This window comes from Hymenobacter negativus (genome assembly GCF_017571495.1).
Taxonomy (GTDB): Bacteria; Bacteroidota; Bacteroidia; order Cytophagales; family Hymenobacteraceae; genus Hymenobacter; species Hymenobacter negativus.
This window is the reverse complement of the sequence record NZ_JAGETZ010000009.1, coordinates 211,768-231,379: the sequence shown is the minus strand read 5'-3', so window position 1 is coordinate 231,379 and position 19,612 is coordinate 211,768. Positions and strand designations below refer to the sequence as shown.

The following is a 19,612-nucleotide window of genomic DNA, read 5'->3' as shown; positions in this document are numbered from 1 at the left end:
ACCGCCCTAATTCCCCACCCGCTCAAACACTTCGCCGTCGGCCAGCTCGTAGCGAATCAGGCCGTCCTGCTTGTCCCAGTGAAAGGCCCGCAAGCGGCCGGTGCCGTAATTCCTGGCATTTTGGCCGTCGCGAAAAACATAGGCGGCCGGGTACGATTTGCCAGTAGTCAGCTTGCAGGGCTCCTGTACCAGCACGTCGGTGGGACCGATTTTCTGCCCGGACGGCAGCGGATATTCCAGACCGGAAATGCTGAACACGAGCCGGCCGGGCCGGTCGGGCCGGGTTTTGTTGATGCTAACGCTGAAATAAGGCAGCTTTGGGTCGTATTGTGTGGCCGACTTCAAGCCCCGCTGCACGTTGATGGGCTGGTACGAGCCCGATTCCAGCTTATTGCAATCGGTATTTTCGTACCACTCGCGCTGCTTTTGCAAGGTCATGGTATTGGCATTGCCCCGGTTGCTGCGAAAGGTGATGGTGGCGCCTTCCGGCTGCGTCGGAAACCAGGCCCGCTCATCGGGGGTGAGGCTGACTTGCTCGCACGAGCCGCAGCCGGCCGTTAGCAGGGAAAGAAACGACAGTAGCTTTTTCATGCGCGGGAACAGGCGGGGCCGTTTCGCCCGGGCCGGATAGCCTTTGCTTACGAAGCTCAGCGCTGGAAGGCTGCGTGTTGCGGATGCCAGGCAGCGCGCCGTTTGTCATCTTTCGCAAACTCAGGATGACAAACGACACACTATTATTTCCTCCTTAGCGGGCGGCTGTCAGGCCGGACGGGGCAGCCAGCTCCCCTTCCTCGTACATGTTGAGGTAGAGTTTCAGCGGCTCTTTGCGGCCTTTCCAGGTGATGGTGTACACGTCGAGCTGGCCTTCGTTGCCGATGCCACCCGCTTCGGTTTTGAAGGCGCAGCAGCTGCCTTCGCGCTGGTATTCAATGGGCTGACCCTGGGGACCGAGCAGGGCGTTGAGGTAGCGCTGCTGGTTGCGGACGCCAGCTTCCTTGCCGCCGCCAACTCGCACGGGGTTGGTTTCCGTAAAGCCATAGGAAGCGTCGGTGCTGGTTTCCTGAATGAGGAAGGGCAGCACGGCGCTGGCGCCTTTTTCGTGCAGGCCTTCGGAAACTGCACCGCCGTAGGTGGGCGGGGTTTTCAGCCGGGTGGTTTCGCAGCTCCACACGCTCAGCGCCACAAGCAATAAGGCGCTACCTTTCTTCATTATCTGGTTTTTATTCATGCCAATGCCGTTTTCACACTTGTCTTTCAGCCTGCAAAGAACTACACGTCGCCCATTGTTTCGCTTTTTTTTCGCGGCAACAGCGCTATTAATACATGTTTCGGCAGCCGCCCAGGAGCCGGCCCTGACGCCCGACAGCCGCCTGCCCGGCCTGCTGCGCGAGCGGGCCGTGCTCACCCGGCGCTACGCCGAGGCCAGTGCTCAGCGCCATAGCCTGTTCGGCAATAAGCCCTCTAAAAAGGACCTGCAGGAAGTGGTGGATGCCTTGCAAGGCATTGTGGACAAGGACCAGCAGATTGTGGACGTGCTCAACGAGACGACCCAAAAAGCCACTACTACTTCGGCCCGGCTGGCCGCAACCACTACCCACCTCGAAACCAGCTCGCGCGACGACCGCAACCTCACGTCCCAGCGCCTCGCCGAGCTGGAGAGTGAAGCTCAAAACCTGCGTGAGCGCGAAAAGCAGCAGCTCACCAAACTGCGCAACCTGGAAGCGGAAGTGGCCGAAGCCAAGCAAGGCCACTTCGTGCGCGACGTGCTCATTGCCGGGCTGGCGCTGGCCTGCGTGGGCCTGCTGCTGGTACGCCGGCGACGGAAGTAGGCAGCATTGGGTCGGTTTACAGGAAGAAAGTGGCTGACACTTGTTAGCATGAAAACCCGCTTAACCTGTCTGCATGACTGCAATCTACTGGCTGCGCAACGACCTGCGCCTGCACGACAACGAAGCCCTGGCCACCGCCGTGTCTGATGGCACCACCGCCCTGGTGCCGGTGTACTGCTTTGACCCCGTGGCGTTTGGCCCTGATGCTTATTTGGGCCTGCCGCGCACTGGCCCGCACCGCCTCGCTTTCCTGCTCGAAACCCTGGCGGACTTGCAGGGCCGCTACGCCGCGCTGGGCTCTAGCATTCACTTCGTAGTGGGCCGCCCCGAAACTGAGCTGCCGGCCCTGGCCCGGCAATTGGGGGCCCGGGCCGCGTACACCAGTACCGAGCACACCACCGAGGAACAAGCCGCCGAAGCTGCCGTGCAGGCTGCCCTCGGCCCCACCATTCCGCTGCACCGCTTCGAAACCCTGACGCTGCTGCACCCCGCCGACTTGCCCATTCCCATCGGTAATTTGCCGTTTTCCTTCAGCAAGTTTCGGTTTGACGTGGCTTCGAAGATGAGCGTGCGACCGGCCCGGCTGGCCCCGCGCCAGCTGCCGCCGCTGCCGGTGGACTTTGCTCCGGCGGACCTGCCCACTGCTGATTTAATTGCCGCGAAACTTGGCCAGCCGTCGCTGGTGCGTGTTCGGCCCGACCGCCGCTCGGCGCTGCCCGCGTTGGGTGGCGGCGAAACCGCTGGCCTGGCGCGCCTGCATGACTACGCCGTCGAGCGCCACCTCATTGGCCGCTACGACGATACCCGCAACCAAATGCTGGGCGAGGCCTTTAGCACCAAGTTTTCGCCCTGGCTGGCCAATGGCAGCCTCTCGGCCCGGCAGATTTGGACAGCCATCGATGCCTACGATGCCACCCACGGCGCTCGTAGCAAGGGCGCTATGCAGCTGCGGCTGGAGCTGCTGTGGCGCGACTATTTCCGCTTGCTGGCCCAAAAAGCCGGGCCGGATTTCTTTCGCTGGCGCGGTCTGCGCGACCAGCAGCCCAAGCCCACTCAGCCCGACCGGGCGGTGTTTGAAGACTGGGCCGCCGGCCGCACCGGCAACGCCTTCGTGGACGCCAACATGCGGGAGCTGGATGCCACCGGCTTCATGAGCAACCGGGGCCGGCAGAACGTGGCGAGCTACCTCATCCACGACCTGCACCAGGACTGGCGCTGGGGTGCGGCTTGGTTTGAGCACCAGCTTATCGACCACGACGCCGCCTCGAACTGGGGCAACTGGAAGTACATCGCCGGCACCGGCACCGACGTGCGCGACACCGCCTTCGACGTGGCCCAGCAGGCCCGGCGCTACGACCCGCAGGGCCGCTACGTGCGCACCTGGGCCGGGTAGTGCGGGTTGCCTTCGGCGAGGACGACGCTCCCCGGCCACCGTACCTTCGCCGTATGTCTGCCACCTTTCCCTTCCAGGTCACGGCCGCTCCGGCCGCCGTCATGCCCGAATACCAGCTGCTCATTTTTGCCGATGTAGGCGGTCTGGAAGCCTATTACGCGCTGTTTCAGAACTACGGCTTCGGGGGCACGGCCGACTCCTGGGTGGAGCACATTGAAACCATTATTGAGGAAAAGCAGCCCAAGCTGCTGGAGGAGCTGGAGTTTGCCGAGGGCGGGCACACGTTTGTGGCCTACGCCAGCGGCCCGGTGGCCGTGGCCGATTTTATGGCCTGCGTGCTGCCGCATTTCGACACCCTGCCGCACTTGCAGAAGTACCTCAGCCAAGCCGACCCAGACGACTTTTTTGCCTGAGCAGCTTCTAATCAGACGATTTAAAAAGGCCTTCCTGCTGAGCTTGTCGAAGCATCTCTACCGCGTGAGTAATCAGTTCAACCAAGCGGGAGAGATGCTTTGGCTGCGCGGACACCAGATGAGCATGATGTTCCATTTTCGGCCGCTGAACCTGGAAATTCCCCACTACATTTGGGCCCTACCCTGCCCGCATGATTTCCTTCACCGAAGCGCAAGCCCAGTCCCTCATCACCGACTCCGGCACCCTGAAACGGGGCCAGGAGCTGGCCAAACCCACCAAATGGGCCAACCTGGGCCGCACCGATACCGCCGCCTGGGGCGAGTGCGCCGGCAGCGGCTCCAAGCCCTACCTCACCGGCATCGACCTGACAGAACCGGCCTTCAAGTGCAGCTGCCCGAGCCGGGTATTTCCTTGCAAGCATGGGGCGGGCCTGCTCCTGCTCATGGCCCGGCAACCAGATTTGCTATCGGGAAGTACGCCTCCGGTCTGGCTAAATGAGTGGCTGGGAAAACGGCAGCAAACCCAGGAGAAGAAAGCCGAAAAAGCGGTTGCGCCAGCCGCAAAAGCTGCCAAAGCGCCGGCCTCAGAGTTGCCAACGGCTGAAGGACCAGCCGGTGCGGCCACGCTTTTCGAAACGGATGTGGCCACCGCGGCGCCGGCTGCGGCGGCACAGCCCGGCGGCATCACCGTCGACCCCAAGCGACTGGCCCGCATGGCCAATGGCGCCGACGACCTCGCGGCCTGGCTCGAAGACCTGATGCGCGCCGGCCTCGCCACCCTCGACCAGCAGTCGGACCGGTTCTGGGAAGGCCAGGCGGCCCGGCTGGTCGATAACCAGTTGCCCGGCCTGGCCAGCACCTTGCGCGAGCTGGCCACCCTGCGCCACTCCCTCCCCGACTGGCCACCGCGGCTGCTCGGCCGCCTCGGCGAGCTGTACCTGCTGGTTCGCGCCTTCCAGAACCTGCCTCACCTCAGCCCCGATGCCCGGCCGGAAGTTCTTCAGATGGTCGGCGTCAACCTTAAAAAAGACGACTTAATTGCCAACGCCACACCCGTAGCTGATACCTGGCGCGTGCTGGGCCAGTTTGTGTGGGAAGAAGACCGCCTTACCGCTCGCCGCACCTGGCTGAGCGGGCGCAATACCGGCCGCACGGCGCTGGTGCTGGAATTTTCCTTTGGCGGGATGCCCTTCAACTCGCCGTTTATCCCGCAGGGCAGCTACCTCGGCGAGCTGGCTTTTTACCCTGGCTTGCTACCCCTACGGGCGGCCCCGGTCCACATAAAGTTTGACGGCACGGTACCGTCCAACGCCATGCCAGCAGGCCAACCCATCAGCCAGTTGCTGCATGACTATGCTGATGCGCTGGCCCGCCAGCCCTGGCTGCGCGAGTGGCCGGCCACCCTCAGCCAGGTGCTGCCCGCCCCGCTTCCCGATGGCAGCTGGCAGCTGCACCACGCCACCGAGCCGGGTATCCTGCCCCTGCGTCTCGCGGATGAAGATTTCGGCTGGCAGCTGCTGGCCGAAAGCGGTGGCCAGCCGGTCACGCTTTTTGGCGAATGGGATGGCCGGGCTTTTCGCCCGCTTACCAGCTGGGCGCCGGACGGTGCGGGCGAGACCTCACCTCCCAGCTTCCTCTCCCGCGGAGAAGGGAAGCCGGACGACGTTGGACCGGAATCGTTCGGCTCCTCCTCTCCGCGGGAAAGGGGGCCGGGGGATGAGGCAAACGGCGCTCAGCTACTGCGCGTGGCCCTGCTCGGCACCCGTCAGAGCGGTGAAACCATTCCCGCTTTCCCTACGCCCGCGGCCTCGCCCGAGCAGCAGCTCCTGCTGGCGGCTGGCACGCTCGCCCTGATGCGCAAAGCCGGCCACCAGCCCGTTGCCGCCGCCGGGCCGCCCCTGACACCCGCTCCGCCCGAGCTGCTGCCCGTCATTGGCCCGAAAGGCACCGACCACCTGCACCAGATGCTCGTCAACGGCCTGCACCTGGACTTACTGCCCGACTACCTCACCCGCCTGGCTGCCCGCGACCGGCTGGTGCCACCGGCGCTGCTGGTGCCGCTGCTCCATCAGGCCGGCTACTCCACCAAAACACGGGCGGCGCTGGCCCCCGTGCTGGGCAGCCGGGGCCACTGGCTGGCCGGCCTGAACCCCGAATGGGCCAAACTCACGGACGGCGCTTCCCTGCCAACCCCGGACAGCCCCGAAACCGCCACTTGGGAAACCGGCACGCTGGTCCAGCGCCGCGCCTGGCTCACCGAGCGCTTCGCTCAGGCTCCCGACGAAGCCCGGGCCCTACTGCTGGCCGCCCTGCCCACCGAGCCGGCCAAGGCGCAGGAGGCCTTCCTGGAAATTTTGGCGCAGCACCTGCACCCCGATGTGGAGCCGATGCTGGAGGCCCTGCTCAAGGCCCGGGGGCAGGAGGTGCGCCGCCTGGCCACCGAGCTGCTGGTGCAACTACCCGGCGCGGCGCTCACCGAGCGGCTGTGGGCGCGGGCCACACCGCTCCTCTCAGCCAAGCGCAAGCTATTGGGCCTGGGCAAAGCCAGCCTGGAAATTACCCTGCCCGATACGTGGGATAAGTCCTGGCTGCTCGATGGCATTGAGGAGAAAAACGCGCGCTTCCTGTCGCCGTACGGGACGAATTCTAAAGCCACCATAGGCCCCGCCACCGCCCGCCTGGCCAACTTGCTGGCCCTGCTGCCGCCCCACCACTGGACCGCCCACCTCAACCTGACGCCGCCTGAACTACTGGCCGCCGCCCTGGATTCGGAATGGGCCCTGCCGCTGCTCTCGGCCTGGGCCCAAAGCACCCTGCTGCACCACGATGCCGCCTTTGCCGCTGCCTTTGTGGAACTCTGGATGGAGAAGCGACCCGCCTTGGCCAAGGCCAATAGTGAGCAGGGCATCGATTGGGTTGCGCTGGCGGCTCTGCTCACCCCAGCCGACCAGCAAGCCTGTTTGCTGGAGCCCGTGCTGCGGCGCGTGCTCCAGCAAGCGCCGGGCTGGACTGCCGACATTGGCTTTGTGCCTGCGCCCTGGCCGCGGGCCCTGGCCTATGCCGTTGTGAAAGCTCTGGCCAATAAACTTGCGCCATCCGCCTCACCCACCGAGCCCATCCATGAGCTGCGCCAGCTCGCCTGGCTGCTGCCCCAAACCGTAGCCCCCGCCATCGCCCCGGCCGATATCGCGTGGGTCATTGAGCGCATCGAAGCCATTGTCGAGCCCAACATCGTTCTGCAGCCCCAGCTCCATGCTTTTGTTGATATCCTCCGCTTCCAGGCCGAATTAGAGGCCTCACTGAGCGAGTGATGGTACGACGTTCTGTCGACCCCAACTCCTATCCTCACACCTTTCCATCCTCATACCTCAAAAAACTATGACCCCCACCCTGCTCCGTCCTCACGCCGAAGACCTCTACGCCGAAGAGCTCGCCGCCCTCAAAGCCGTCGACAGCCGCCCCAAGCCGCCCGGCTGGCAGCTCTCGCCCTGGGCCGTGGTGACGTACCTGCTGGGCGGCAAGCTCGATAATGGCTTCGAAATCGAGCCCAAGTACATCGGCCAGCGGCGGCTAATGGAAATTGCCGTGGCCACCTTGGCCACCGACCGCGCCCTGCTGCTGCTGGGCGTGCCGGGCACGGCCAAAAGCTGGGTGAGCGAGCACCTCACGGCCGCCATCAGCGGGCACACCAACCTGCTGGTGCAGGGCACGGCCGGCACCGCCGAAGACAGCCTGCGCTACTCCTGGAACTACGCCCGCCTGCTCGCCGAAGGCCCTTCGCTAGGCGCGCTGGTGCCCAGCCCGCTCTACAAAGGCATGGAAACCGGCCAGCTTGTGCGCATCGAAGAGCTCACCCGCATTCCCTCCGATGTGCAGGACACGCTGCTCACCATGCTCTCCGAAAAAGTGCTGCCCATCCCTGAGCTCAGCACCGAAATCCAGGCCACGCAGGGCTTCAACGTCATCGCCACCGCCAACGACCGCGACCGCGGCGTGAACGAGCTCAGCAGCGCCCTGCGCCGCCGCTTCAACGCCGTGGTGCTGCCCCTGCCCGCCACCCTAGCCGAGGAAGTCCACATCGTGCAAACCCGCGTGGCCAAGCAAGGCAAAGCCTTGCAGCTGCCCGTCGAAGCCCCCGCGCTCGAGCAAATCAGCCGCCTCGTTACGGTGTTCCGCGAACTGCGCGCCGGCGTCACCGACAACGGCAAGACCAAGCTGAAGTCGCCCACTGGCACGCTGAGCACTGGCGAGGCCATTTCGGTAATGAACGCCGGCCTGGCCCTGGCCGCCTACTTCGGCGACGGCACCCTGCGCGCCCACGACTTGGCTGCGGGCCTTACCGGTGCCGTCATCAAGGACCCCGCCCCCGACCGCGTGGTGTGGCTCGAATATCTCGAAACTGTGGTGAAAGAGCGCGAAGGCTGGAAAGACCTGTACCGCGCCTGCCGGGAAGTAGTGGAGTAGTGGATAACACCACTATTGTTGCCCGCCTCCAGAAAATAGGGCCAATGCCTGACAGCGATATGTCAGAGATGGCAACATTTCTACTCGAGGAGTTTGACCATTTACTTCAGCAGCTTACCAAACCTTTGGAGCCTGCGCACGCCCTTGTTCTCATCAATTTGGGTCCTCCGCCGGATACATCTGCTTATGAAGTGGAATGGGCACTAGTTCATGCCGCCGAAAGCCTTCCAGCCGAAGAATTATACGGCATTTTGCTACTTGCTAATAATACAGAAGTTAAAAGGCTAATAGAAACACGTCTAAAAAACAGCTATAGTAGCCTAACATGAATCACTTTGAAACAGACTTTGCTATTATTCGCCTTGTCCCAGATTCCATGAGGTATTATCCTGCTTCAGTTAAAATTTCATGTATACTGAAGCGGGGCAGTTTTATCAAACGCACCAAGATAGATATTGCTCTAGGTTAAATCTAGAGTAGGCGGCCCAATTATAGATTTGCCGAATGGAATAGAACACCCAACAGACCTGCGTTTTAACTACCGGCTCAATTTAACCGATGTATTACCCTTCGACTTAACAGGATTACTGCCAAAATCCGGACAGCTACTATTTTTTACTGACCTTGGCAAAGGCAAAGTGGCTTATAGTGAATCAGCTAACGCTGATTTAATCCGCACAATCAAGCAACATGAGGACTCTTTTTATGATGAAAAGCTAATTGCGAGTTTCCAGAGAAAATCCGAAAATCTGCCGAAAATATTCGACCTATCCTTAATCGAAGACAAAGGTAATACTGGATGAAATTATTTCACTGGAAGTAAAAAATCAAAGTTTTTTCTCATCTATTCCCATTGCCAGTTAGAGAATAAATTGAGAGAACAGCTTCCTCTTCAAAAGTATTACTTGTACAAATTGGTGAATATTTCACTAAAGAAAGTATATTAAATACTTTAATTAAGCGCAAGTATTCACAAAAATACAAGTTTGATAATTGAGAATTTTCTTGAAGCCAATCATAGCTTAGCATCTGTCTATAGCTGCGCTTTATATAATTTTACAGCTTTATTTAAAAGACACATAGTTAATTTGCGACACAGCATGTTATAACTATTATCAGACTTCAACAATACACAAAATTTCGCGATAAACACCCGTATCAATTCAAGTTTATTTACACTAATCAGCTAGCGCTGGCTTGACTTAAACAATAGCAGATATAATTCTTGCGCTATTGTTTTACGCGGCATTTTATTTTACCCCAGCACGCCGGCCGGCACCGCGTGCAGAATCAGCCACACCAGTTCCCGCAAAATCTCGGCGTCGTCCATTGAGCCGCTTTCGATGCCCTTGCTCTGCGCGTCGGCTCGCCGGATGTCGTGGATGATGCCCACCACCCGCTCCATCGGATAGGCTCGCATCGCCTGCTGGTAGTCCTTTTGGGCGAAGCTGTTCATAATGCCTAGGCTTTTGTACACGCCATCGGGCGGGTTGGGGCCGGACTGGTGCAGCACCAGCAGCTTGGTGAAAAAATTGAACAGCAGCGTTAGGTTGGGGATGAGCGGGTTGGCCTTAGGGTTGGCCGCGAAGTAGGCCAGAATGCGGTTGGCCTTGAGCACGTCACGCTGCACCAGCGCCTTTTGCAACTCGAAAATATTGTAGTCCTTGCTAATTCCCACCAGCCGTTGCACCAACTCCTCGTCGATGAGCTGCCCCGGCTTCAGGTTGAGCACCAGCTTGTCCACCTCGTTGGCCAGCCGCCCTAGGTCGGCCCCGATGTACTCGGCCAGCATGGCCGTGGCCTGCCCGGTAATCTGCTGGCCGCGCCCGCGCACGTTGGCCGTGAGCCATTGCGGCACTTGGTTGTCGTAAAGCTTCTTGCTGGTCATAAGCACCGCCGGCGAGTCCTTGCCGCTGAGTAGCTTACCCAGCTTCTTGCGGCTGTCCAGCGTTTTGTGCTTGTAGCAAAATACCAGCACGGTGCTTGGCAAGGGGTTTTTCAGGTAGGCTTCCAGAAAAGGCCAACTCCGCTCCTGCTCCAAATCGGCCACCGTCTGGGCCTCTTTTACGATGACGACCGAGCGCTCGGCCATCATCGGAAACCGCTTGGCCTGGCCCAGAATGGCCGTCACATCCACGTCCTTGCCGTACACCACCATTTGGTTGAAGCTGCGCTCGTGCTCCGCCAGGGCCGTTTTCTCAATCAAATCGGCCACCACGTCGATGTAGTACGGCTCCTCGCCCTGCAAAAAATACACGGGTTGAAACTGCCGCTGCTGGAGCTGCTTGAGAATGGCGTCGGCTTCTTGTATCAAGTGTAGATGCGTAAAGGAGTATAATGAGTAAAGCAGCGGCTATGGCAAGCATCGGCTTCGCTCAAGGCAAAGGTAAAGCTGCCTAGTACCTTTGCCGGCAAGTGCACTACCGCGCTATTTCGGGTTGCAGCTCCCGCCTACAGCGTTGGCCATTTTACTTATTTACTCATTTACTCATTTACTCATTTACTCCTTGAATTTCATCCCTGAACTAACCTGGCGCGGCATGTACCACGACGCCATGCCCGGCACCGCCGAACACCTCGCCGCCAATGCTCCCATCACCGGCTACATCGGCTTCGACCCCACGGCGGCTTCGCTGCACATCGGCAACCTGGCTACTATCATGCTGTTGGTACACCTACAGCGCGCTGGCCACCGCCCCGTGGCCCTCGTAGGCGGCGCCACCGGCATGATTGGCGACCCCAGCGGCAAATCGGCCGAGCGCAACCTGCTCGACGAAACCACCTTGCGCCGCAACCAGGCCGGCATCCAGGCCCAGTTGGAGAAGTTTCTGGACTTCTCGGAAGGCCCTACCGGTGCCCTGGTGGTGAATAATTACGACTGGTTCAAAGGCTTCGGCTTCCTGCAATTTCTGCGCGAAGTGGGCAAGCACCTCACGGTAAACTACATGATGGCCAAGGATTCGGTAAAGCGCCGCATCAGTGGCAATGAAGACAGCGGCGCCGACGGCCTTAGCTATACCGAGTTCAGCTACCAATTGCTACAGGGCTACGATTTCGTGCACCTCAACAAAACCCTGGGCGTTACCCTGCAAATGGGCGCCAGCGACCAGTGGGGCAACATCACGACCGGCACCGAGCTCATCCGCCGCGTAGCCAACGCCGAGGGCACCGAAGCCAAAGCCTACGCCCTCACCGGCCAGCTCATCACCAAAGCCGACGGCACCAAGTACGGCAAGTCCGAAACTGGCACCGTCTGGCTCGACCCAGCCCTGACTTCGCCCTACCAGTTCTACCAGTTCTTCCTGCGCGCTGAAGACGCCGACGCCCCCCGCCTCATCCGCGTATTCACCCTGCTCAGCAAGGAAGAAATTGAAGCCATCGAAGCCGAGCACGCCAAAAACCCCAACCTCCGCACGCTACAAAAAGCGCTGGCTAAGGATGTTACCATTCGGGTGCATTCCGAAGCCGCCTACGAGTCCGCCATCGCCGCCTCAGAAGTCCTGTTTGGCAAAGGAGGTGACCTCACCACCCTGAGCGAATCCATGCTGCTGGATGCTTTTGCTGGCCTGCCGCACCTGCGCGTGCCCCGCGCCGATACTGCGGAAATGAACGTAACTGTGCTCCTGAGTGAAGCCACCGACAAGCAGATTCTCCCCTCACGAGGAGAAACCCGCAAACTGGTGCAGTCCAACGGCCTCAGCACCAACGGCACCAAGCTCACTTCGCCCGACACCTTGGTTACCGATTTGCCCTTGCTACACGACAAATATGTAGTGATTAGAAAAGGAAGGAAAGACTATTTCCTAGTCGAATTGGTATAAGCCCACGCCGGCTAATGCCTCACACAAAAAAGGCCCCGCCAATCGACGGGGCCTTTTTTATTCGTCCACAGAATCCGAAGAATCCGTGGTCCGGATTACTTCTTAGCAGCGGCTTTCTTTGCCGGAGCAGCTTTGGCAGCCGGAGCGGCTTTCTTAGCGGGAGCAGCTTTTTTGGCAGCAGGAGCAGCCGTAGCAGCACCAGCATTCTTGGTGTTTTGCACCTCGGTGCGGAACGCCTGGGCCATCGTTTTCAGCTCCTGCATGCCTTTGCGCACACGGGTACCAGCAGCGGCGTTGTTTTTGTCGTAGAATTTCGAAAAGTCGTCTTCGAGCGACATCACGAGGTCTTTCAGTTTGCTGAAATTATTCATTGGAAGTTGGGAATTGGGGGTGAAAAATGAAATTGTGGGGGTGTTAAGCCGGCCCTAATATACAGGGATTTCAAATGCAAGCAAGTTTTTCACTTTTTTTTAAAAACCCCCTCCCCTGCTTTCAGAGGCAGATTTTTCCAAAAAAAAGGCCATTTCCGCAAAGTGCGTCAATGGCCACCACCTCAGAATAATCCAAAAAGCAAAACGCGGGTCGCCTGGGAAGGCAACCCGCGTTTTGCTTTAGCATGGCTATTTTACACCGGTTGCGGAACGGCCGTTGTACGGCTGTAAAGGCCCTTTTTGAGCTTATCCGACACGGCTTCAAACGCCGCAATCGTTTCCCGTACATCTTCGAGCGTGTGCGAAGCCGTGGGAATAATGCGCAGCATAATCACCCCCTTAGGAACCACCGGATACACAACAATAGAACAGAAAACCCCGTGATTCTCACGCAAATCCAGCGTAACCTGGGTTGCATCGGCGATTTCTCCTTCCAGTAGCACCGGCGTTACGGGCGAAGTAGTAGTGCCGATATTGAAGCCTTTTTCGCGCAGGCCACTCTGCATGGCCCGCACAATGATCCAGAGGTTGTCTTTCAATTCGGGCTTCGTGCGCAACAGCTCTAAACGCTTCAATGCGCCTACCACAAGGGGCATGGGCAGCGATTTGGCGAAAATCTGGCTGCGCATGTTGTATCGCAAATAGTCAATTACACTTTCTGGCCCCGACACGAATGCACCGATGCTGGCCATGCTCTTAGCGAAGGTCGAAAAATAAAGGTCGATACCGTCCTGCACACCCTGTTCTTCGCCCGTTCCGGCCCCTGTAGCGCCCATTGTGCCGAAGCCGTGGGCGTCGTCAACGAACAGGCGGAAGCTGAATTTTTCTTTCATTGCCACCACACCACGCAGGTCGCCTTGGTTGCCCGACATACCGAACACGCCCTCCGTAATGACGAAGATGCCACCGCCGGTTTCGTCGGTGAGGCGCTTGGCAGCCGTGAGCTGCTTCTCCAGGCTGGCCATGTCGTTGTGGCGGTACACGAAGCGCTTGCCGGCGTGCAGGCGCACCCCATCGATGATGCAGGCGTGCGACTCGGCGTCGTACACGATTACGTCGTGGCGGCTCACCATTGAGTCGATGATGGACACGACGCCCTGGTAACCGAAGTTGAGCAGGCAGGTCGCGGGCTTCTGCACGAATTCGGACAGCTCGTTTTCCAGCTGCTCGTGCAGGTTGGAGTTGCCGCTCATCATGCGGGCACCCATGGGCAAGGCCATGCCGTATTCAGCGGCAGCTTCGGCGTCAACGCGGCGCACTTCGGGGTGATTGGCCAGGCCCAGGTAATTATTCAGGCTCCAGGTCAGCACGGTTTTGCCGCGGAAAATCATGCGGGGCTGAATTTCTCCCTCTAGTTTGGGGAAAGCGAAATAGCCATGGGCGTAGTGCGAGTGTGAGCCCAGCGGGCCGCGATTGGCCGAAACCCGGTCGAAAATATCCACTGAAAAAACGGGAATAGGGTGAAGAAAAGGGTGGTCAACAGACACGAAAAGCCATTTTTGAATTGGCCAACATCTGCCTAATCACAAAGGTAACCCCCACGTGGCGGTTGTACATAATTTGGGCATAACAACCAGGTAGTGCCCATCTGGTTTAGCGTCGGGCTGTGGTTTCGCAGTTTCTTTGCGAGTGTTTCTGAACATTACCCTAATCAGCACGTCATGCTTCGGCTGCGCTTGGCATGACGTGCTGATTGATTTGCTCCAACCCCACCCATGAAAAAAATCACCAAGCTGCTCGTCGCCAACCGGGGCGAAATTGCCTTGCGCGTCCTGCGCTCCGCCAAGGAAATGGGCATTGCCACCGTGGCCATCTACTCCGAAGCCGACCGCAACGCCTTGCACGTGCGCTATGCCGATGAGGCTGTGTGCGTAGGCCCACCGGCTTCAAAAGATAGCTACCTACGCGGCGATAAAATCATCGAAGTCTGCAAGGAATTGGGCGTAGACGCCATTCACCCCGGCTACGGCTTTCTGTCGGAGAATGCTGGCTTTGCCCGCATGGTACGCGAGGCGGGGCTGATTTTTGTAGGCCCCAGCCCCGAGGCAATGGAAATGATGGGCGACAAGCTTTCGGCCAAGCAAGCCGTGAAGGCCTATAATATTCCCTTGGTGCCTGGCACCGACGAAGCCATATCCGACGTGCCCGCCGCCAAGCAGATTGCGCAGGAAGTGGGCTTTCCCATTCTGATTAAAGCGTCGGCCGGCGGCGGCGGCAAGGGCATGCGCATTGTGAACGACGCGGCCGAATTTGAGGAGCAGATGCAGCTAGCTATTAACGAAGCTGTTTCGGCTTTTGGCGACGGGGCAGTGTTTATTGAGAAGTTCGTGACGGGCCCACGGCACATTGAAATCCAGGTGCTGGGCGACGAGCACGGCAACATCGTGCACCTGTTTGAGCGCGAGTGCAGCATCCAACGCCGCCACCAGAAGGTGATTGAAGAAGCCCCTTCGTCGGTGCTCACGCCCGAGCTGCGCGCCGAAATGGGCCGCTGTGCCGTGGACGTGGCCCGCGCCTGCAACTACGCTGGGGCCGGCACCGTGGAATTTCTGCTTGATGATAAGCGAAATTTCTACTTCCTGGAAATGAATACCCGCCTCCAAGTAGAGCACCCTGTGACGGAGCAAATCACGGGCCTCGACCTGGTAAAGGAGCAGATTAAAGTGGCCCAGGGCGAGCCCCTCGCCTTCTCCCAGGAAGACCTCAGCATTACCGGCCACGCGCTGGAACTGCGCGTGTACGCCGAAGACCCGCAAAATAACTTTCTCCCGGATATCGGAACCCTGAGCACTTACGTGCGCCCTCAGGGGCCCGGCGTGCGCGTGGACGACGGCTTTGAGCAGGGCATGGACATTCCGATTTACTACGACCCGATGATTGCCAAGCTGGTCACCTTCGGAGCCGACCGCGCTGAAGCCATTGCCCGCATGCTGCGTGCCATTGAAGAGTATCAAATTACGGGCATCGAAACTACGCTGGGCTTTGGCCGCTACGTGCTGACGCACCCCGCCTTCGTGAGCGGTGACTTCGATACCAACTTCATCAAAGACCATTTCTCCCCGGCCAACCTCGCCCCCACCGCCCCAAACGAGGCCACCGCTAAAGTTGCCGCCGCGCTGGGCGCGATGCTATTGGAAACCAAGAAACCCAAAGCAGCGGCCGTCGCTGGTGAAACGGCTGGGGCGGAAGTTTCGGGCTGGCGGCGGAACCGGCTGGGCGTGCGGTAGCGCCCTCACTTATTTGGCCCGCGCCGCGTTGTTATGCCCACAGGAACGGTGAGTGGGCATAGCAACGCGGCGCAGGCTTTTCGCTACTGTCACTGCTGCTTCCCAAGGTGCGCAAAACCTGCTCGCCAGGCCCGGCGCACACGCAGAAAACGGGTCTTCGTAACTGATGGCATGAGTTCAGCGCCTTCTGGTGCAGATGAGCTTTCCGTTGTTGGTGCATTTGAAGCATTTACTACTTGGCGGGCTGCTGCGCCAAACTGCCACCATTTGCGCTTGGCTGGCTTGGTGGTGAGGGCCAGCGGTGGAAACTGCTGGGATAAGGCTGCTGGGGACAGCACTTCACGGGGGTTGCCATCCAGCGTATACATGGGCTGATTGCCGGTGGTAGCATCCTGGCGGTACTCGATAATGCGGGCGTAGTACGTGCGTTGCGGGTTGAGGTGGGCCAGGTCGGCTGTGCTGTCGGTGGTATTGGCGGCGATGATGGTGCCGTCGGCGAGCATGCTGGATACGGCGTAGGCGGTGCCATCCAGGGGGAAAGCGGTGCTGGGGCTGTCGGCCCGGAGCAGCACTAGGCGGTGGGTGCCGCTGCCGTTGGTCCAGGCGAGGCGGGTGTGGGCGGCATCGGGGGCAGTGACCTGCAGGTGAGAGGCGTTTTGAGCAGGCGCGAACAGGTCATGCGTAGGCCAGGTTTTGACACCAGCTATCCAGAACCAGCCCAGCGATTTCAGGTCTTCCCAGAACTGCGGCGAGCCATTGGCAGTGTTCAGCAAAATGGCCCAGGTGTAGCCGTTGGCAGTACGTTCCAGCAAGCTGGCGGTGCCATCGAGGTGGCCGGTGTGCCACCAAGTGTCGCCGTCCAGCATCCAGCCTTTGCCATACTGCGGCGTAGCGGCGGAGGGCTGCGTCATGCGCTGCAAGGTGGCGGCCGAAAGCAGGTCGGGGCGCGAGTCGAAGCCGTCGGCGGCCAGGGCAAGGCGTACCAGGTCGCGGGCGGTGAACAGCCAGCCGCCATGCGCGCCCATGGCTTCCAGATTGAAGCCGCCGTAGGCAGCGGGAACCTGCCGGCTGCCATTATAGCAGGAGCGCATGCGGTAGCGGCTCAGGTAGCTGCTTTCGCGCTCTAAGTGGGCGGCGGGCAGGTTGTGGCCAAGGTGGGCTTCAAGCACGCCGGTGGGTTCCAGCACGTGCTGGCGCACCCAAGTCTCATAGGACTGCTGCGTCACGGCTTCCAGCACTTTGCCCAGGATGAGGTAGCCCACGTTGCAGTAGGCAAACCGGGTGCCGGGGCCGAAATTTAGCCCCTGGCGCAGCATATAGCAGATAATGGTAGAGTCGCCCACGGGATTGGGTACGTGCATTACCTTGGCTACGTGGGTAGGGAAGTCGATGGGGTCGCAGCCCTCGTAGCCGTCGCAGCCAATGGCGCGGTCCCAGCCGGCGCTGTGCTCCAGCAGGTGCTGCACCGTGATGCTGCGCAGGCGAGGGTCGCGGATTTCCTTGGCATAGGCGCGGCCGTTGAGGTAGCCATCGGAGCCGAAAATTTTGTGACTGAGGCTGAGCTGTCCATCCTCCACCAGCTTCATGATGGCCAGGGCCGTCACAGTTTTGGAGATGCTGGCTACCCGAAGCAGGTTGTGGGGCTGCATGGGCACGGTGCGGGCCACATCGGCGTAGCCAAAGGCCCGTTCGTACACCAGCTTGCCGTCTTTGCTGATGGCTACGGAGGCACCGAGCACGTTCCAACGGCTCATAAATTGCTGCATGGAGGCATCGCAATGCGCAAGCTCCGGCTCGGCAATACCGGTTTGAGCGACGCTCCGCAAGCACAGCAACCCTAGCAGCAGGGTGAACACAAATTTCAAAACGGATTCACTAAGTCAACTTCCCGACTCTGCTATTCTTAGCTCATCCGTTTGACCTAGCAAATTTATTGCATTGGTCTAATAAATCAATTTCAAACTTTCTGAATAAAATTTGATTTTTCTTAGCTAATTGATTTTACAAGAAAAACCAATCAGCTGGCTTGAAGGCATCACCATGAAGCTCTAATGAATTTATAAGCTAATATTCGATATTTATACCTCCCTTGCCGAAATAGTTAAAAACACATAAAAGCGCAAACAGAATTTTTTCATGAATTGACTTATCGCATTATTGCACCGAAGCATATTAGGCTTCTTTAATGCGAGTAATGCAGGCTACTTCGAGTAGCTCATCGATTCAATTGCCTCTGCGGTGCACCACTTTTTAAGGCAAACCGGAGCATGGCTATCAGCAGCGGGTAAATTACCTTCTCAAAACCAATCAAAAATTGCAATAGTCCTCACTTCCCGTCATTTCAGCCCAGCGCGCCGACAGAAACTTAGCATACGCCAGCGGCATCAGGCCATAAGAGCCCAACGAGTGCCCGTCGTTGACCTCCACCACCACAGTTTTTCCGGCGGCCGTGACGCCGATATCTAAGGCAAAAGCCGTTGGCGCATCGGGTAGATACGCCGCCAGGGCTTGTTCTACTACGGCCGGGTCGAAGTGGGCACGCCAGTCTCCTTTATAGGGCCGGGCGTCAAGAATACGGCCATAGCGCACGAAACAGCGCCATTCAGCAACAAACTGCACCGGGTCGGCGCACCAAACGGGCGTGTCTTGGTACTGGTCGCCACAGCCCACCAAGTCGCGCACACCGCGCACCAGCACGCCGGTAAATTTCTTGGCATCGTACACTGGCTTTACGAATACCGGCCACTGACTGGCATCGGCAGCCACTGCGTTGATGGTGCTCTGCCACAGCCGCCGTCCCAGAAACGGCAGCAGCGCCTCGGGGTAGCCCAGCTCGGCGGGCACGGCTAGGCCAAGGGCGCGCAGGCTGGCCCGCACGGCTGCAATATGGCCCACGACTACTTCATCGGGGGCATTATCATGTACCGGCTCTTCGTCGGTATAAGGCACAATCTCCCAGCCCATTTGCTGGAAGCCGTCCAGGGCGAGGTAGTTATTGACGCTCTGAGGCAGGCCGTGGGCAAAGTGGATATGGGCACGCATAACGAGAAGGGAAAATGGGAACAGAGGATAAAGCTAGAGCAATTTCGGAGGTTGGCTTGTGGAAGCTATCGTTCGCACTACTGCCACACTCCTGCGCAGGCTCACGTTCAATACACGCCCCCGCTCAACAGCGTTGCAATCTCCACTCACCACCCAAGCAGCAGCCTGACTAAAAACTGTATATTGAGCCAGCGTTAATTCCTTTATCCTAAATGCCCGACCAGTCCCAAAACTCCACCCAAGACCCCATCTCCGCCATCGAACATCAATACCGCTTTGTGCTGCCGGAGCTTTACCGCCGGCTTTACCGCGATGGCATGCTGGACTGGTTTCTCGACGGAGGCTACCCGAACCGCAACTGGTACGCGGATATCTTTCCTCGCTTACGGCAGAAGCCACCCATGCTGCTTTTCGCACAGGATTTTGAGCTGTACGCGCCCGAGACGGTGCCAGACCTGCTGGGCGAGGATTGGGGCAGCACCTACCAGTTTGTGCCGCTGGGCCACACCGGCGGGGGCGACCTATATGCCTTCTGCCCCACTCTGGCCGCCAACGGCGAAACGCCCATTACGCTTTCGCGCCACGACGAAAACGCCACCATCGTGCTGGCGCCCTCGCTGGAAGCCTTTATTTTTAGGGAAATGCTGGACCGGGCCACCTCTTTCGATGAGTATGACCTGACCGGATACGCCAATTTTGAGGAGCTGCGGCTCGATTTGCAGCGGGCGGCGCAGTCTATTGCCCCGTACCTGCGACCGGCTTGGGCAGCCCAGCTGACCGAAATATATGCCCGGCCCCTGGGCCAGGAAACCATTGTGCTGCCCCGGCGGCAGTACACCGTGGAAATGCTGCTGCCGAGCCCGGAATTCGAGGAAATCCTGCGGCGGGAGATGCCGTTTGAGCACCTGGATACGACCTTCGAGCACTTTCCACAATGACATTTAACGCATTGACGGGACAAGTTCTGTTTCCAACATCGCCTCGATAATTAC

15 protein-coding genes and 1 pseudogene are annotated in these 19,612 nt (G+C 59.3%); 9 read left to right on the top strand and 7 right to left on the bottom strand.

Going from position 1 to position 19,612, the window contains the following annotated elements; all coding sequences use genetic code 11:
- Positions 1-6: 6 nt before the first annotated feature.
- Both J4E00_RS18855 and J4E00_RS18850 read right to left on the bottom strand, forming a co-directional pair.
- On the bottom strand, positions 7-591 hold the full coding sequence (locus J4E00_RS18855; RefSeq protein ID WP_208176811.1) for a hypothetical protein: 585 nt from the start codon (positions 589-591) through the stop codon (positions 7-9).
- Between the two features lie 154 nt (positions 592-745).
- Positions 746-1,228, bottom strand: a complete 483-nt coding sequence (locus tag J4E00_RS18850) for a hypothetical protein (RefSeq protein ID WP_208176810.1) — start codon at positions 1,226-1,228, stop codon at positions 746-748.
- A 55-nt stretch (positions 1,229-1,283) separates the two neighbouring features.
- Here J4E00_RS18850 and J4E00_RS18845 point away from each other — a divergent pair, with 55 nt between their 5' ends.
- The 6 genes from J4E00_RS18845 (at position 1,284) to J4E00_RS18820 (ending at position 8,428) form a co-directional block, all read left to right on the top strand.
- Positions 1,284-1,829 (top strand): hypothetical protein, encoded by a 546-nt coding sequence (locus J4E00_RS18845; protein ID WP_208176809.1) that lies wholly within the window; start codon positions 1,284-1,286, stop codon positions 1,827-1,829.
- A 73-nt stretch (positions 1,830-1,902) separates the two neighbouring features.
- Positions 1,903-3,222 carry a DASH family cryptochrome gene (locus tag J4E00_RS18840; protein WP_208176808.1) on the top strand — a complete coding sequence of 440 codons (1,320 nt, stop codon included), beginning with the start codon at positions 1,903-1,905 and terminating at the stop codon, positions 3,220-3,222.
- Between the two features lie 53 nt (positions 3,223-3,275).
- The gene (locus J4E00_RS18835) at positions 3,276-3,635 is read left to right on the top strand and encodes a hypothetical protein (protein WP_208176807.1); all 360 of its coding nucleotides are present in this window, start codon (positions 3,276-3,278) and stop codon (positions 3,633-3,635) included.
- Between the two features lie 191 nt (positions 3,636-3,826).
- Complete coding sequence (locus tag J4E00_RS18830; protein ID WP_208176806.1) at positions 3,827-6,946, top strand: DUF5691 domain-containing protein; 3,120 nt, start codon at positions 3,827-3,829, stop codon at positions 6,944-6,946.
- Between the two features lie 67 nt (positions 6,947-7,013).
- Positions 7,014-8,099 carry an ATP-binding protein gene (locus J4E00_RS18825; protein ID WP_208176805.1) on the top strand — a complete coding sequence of 362 codons (1,086 nt, stop codon included), beginning with the start codon at positions 7,014-7,016 and terminating at the stop codon, positions 8,097-8,099.
- Positions 8,099-8,428 carry a hypothetical protein gene (locus J4E00_RS18820; protein WP_208176804.1) on the top strand — a complete coding sequence of 110 codons (330 nt, stop codon included), beginning with the start codon at positions 8,099-8,101 and terminating at the stop codon, positions 8,426-8,428. Before J4E00_RS18825 ends, J4E00_RS18820 begins: the two co-directional genes overlap by 1 nt.
- 926 nt (positions 8,429-9,354) lie before the next feature.
- Here the strand turns inward: J4E00_RS18820 and holA are convergent.
- Positions 9,355-10,413 (bottom strand): DNA polymerase III subunit delta, encoded by a 1,059-nt coding sequence (gene holA, locus J4E00_RS18815; protein ID WP_208176803.1) that lies wholly within the window; start codon positions 10,411-10,413, stop codon positions 9,355-9,357.
- 193 nt (positions 10,414-10,606) lie between these two features.
- Here holA and tyrS point away from each other — a divergent pair, with 193 nt between their 5' ends.
- On the top strand, positions 10,607-11,920 hold the full coding sequence (gene tyrS / locus J4E00_RS18810; protein WP_208176802.1) for a tyrosine--tRNA ligase: 1,314 nt from the start codon (positions 10,607-10,609) through the stop codon (positions 11,918-11,920).
- Positions 11,921-12,120: 200 nt separating this feature from the next.
- Here the strand turns inward: tyrS and J4E00_RS30050 are convergent.
- Both J4E00_RS30050 and J4E00_RS18800 read right to left on the bottom strand, forming a co-directional pair.
- Positions 12,121-12,291, bottom strand: a pseudogene (locus J4E00_RS30050) (histone H1); the annotation flags it as partial.
- Between the two features lie 254 nt (positions 12,292-12,545).
- Positions 12,546-13,793, bottom strand: coding sequence for an aminotransferase class I/II-fold pyridoxal phosphate-dependent enzyme (locus J4E00_RS18800; RefSeq protein WP_208176800.1), 1,248 nt, complete (start codon positions 13,791-13,793; stop codon positions 12,546-12,548).
- A 273-nt stretch (positions 13,794-14,066) separates the two neighbouring features.
- Between J4E00_RS18800 and accC the strand changes: the two genes are divergently transcribed.
- The gene (gene accC / locus J4E00_RS18795; RefSeq protein WP_208176799.1) at positions 14,067-15,578 is read left to right on the top strand and encodes an acetyl-CoA carboxylase biotin carboxylase subunit; all 1,512 of its coding nucleotides are present in this window, start codon (positions 14,067-14,069) and stop codon (positions 15,576-15,578) included.
- A gap of 89 nt (positions 15,579-15,667) precedes the next feature.
- Here the strand turns inward: accC and J4E00_RS18790 are convergent, their stop codons facing one another.
- The gene (locus J4E00_RS18790) at positions 15,668-17,434 is read right to left on the bottom strand and encodes a serine hydrolase domain-containing protein (protein ID WP_317196645.1); all 1,767 of its coding nucleotides are present in this window, start codon (positions 17,432-17,434) and stop codon (positions 15,668-15,670) included.
- 451 nt (positions 17,435-17,885) lie between these two features.
- Complete coding sequence (locus tag J4E00_RS18785; protein ID WP_208176797.1) at positions 17,886-18,620, bottom strand: ATP-grasp domain-containing protein; 735 nt, start codon at positions 18,618-18,620, stop codon at positions 17,886-17,888.
- A 212-nt stretch (positions 18,621-18,832) separates the two neighbouring features.
- Here J4E00_RS18785 and J4E00_RS18780 point away from each other — a divergent pair, with 212 nt between their 5' ends.
- Positions 18,833-19,558, top strand: a complete 726-nt coding sequence (locus tag J4E00_RS18780) for an SMI1/KNR4 family protein (RefSeq protein ID WP_208176796.1) — start codon at positions 18,833-18,835, stop codon at positions 19,556-19,558.
- Positions 19,559-19,612 lie beyond the last annotated feature (54 nt).

Coding starts and splice junctions, on each gene's coding strand:
- J4E00_RS18855 (WP_208176811.1), bottom strand. CDS start 591: ATGAAAAAGCTACTGTCGTTTCTTTCCCTGCTAACGGCCGGCTGCGGC.
- J4E00_RS18850 (WP_208176810.1), bottom strand. CDS start 1,228: ATGAATAAAAACCAGATAATGAAGAAAGGTAGCGCCTTATTGCTTGTG.
- J4E00_RS18840 (WP_208176808.1), top strand. CDS start 1,903: ATGACTGCAATCTACTGGCTGCGCAACGACCTGCGCCTGCACGACAAC.
- J4E00_RS18835 (WP_208176807.1), top strand. CDS start 3,276: ATGTCTGCCACCTTTCCCTTCCAGGTCACGGCCGCTCCGGCCGCCGTC.
- J4E00_RS18830 (WP_208176806.1), top strand. CDS start 3,827: ATGATTTCCTTCACCGAAGCGCAAGCCCAGTCCCTCATCACCGACTCC.
- J4E00_RS18825 (WP_208176805.1), top strand. CDS start 7,014: ATGACCCCCACCCTGCTCCGTCCTCACGCCGAAGACCTCTACGCCGAA.
- accC (WP_208176799.1), top strand. CDS start 14,067: ATGAAAAAAATCACCAAGCTGCTCGTCGCCAACCGGGGCGAAATTGCC.
- J4E00_RS18785 (WP_208176797.1), bottom strand. CDS start 18,620: ATGCGTGCCCATATCCACTTTGCCCACGGCCTGCCTCAGAGCGTCAAT.
- J4E00_RS18780 (WP_208176796.1), top strand. CDS start 18,833: ATGCCCGACCAGTCCCAAAACTCCACCCAAGACCCCATCTCCGCCATC.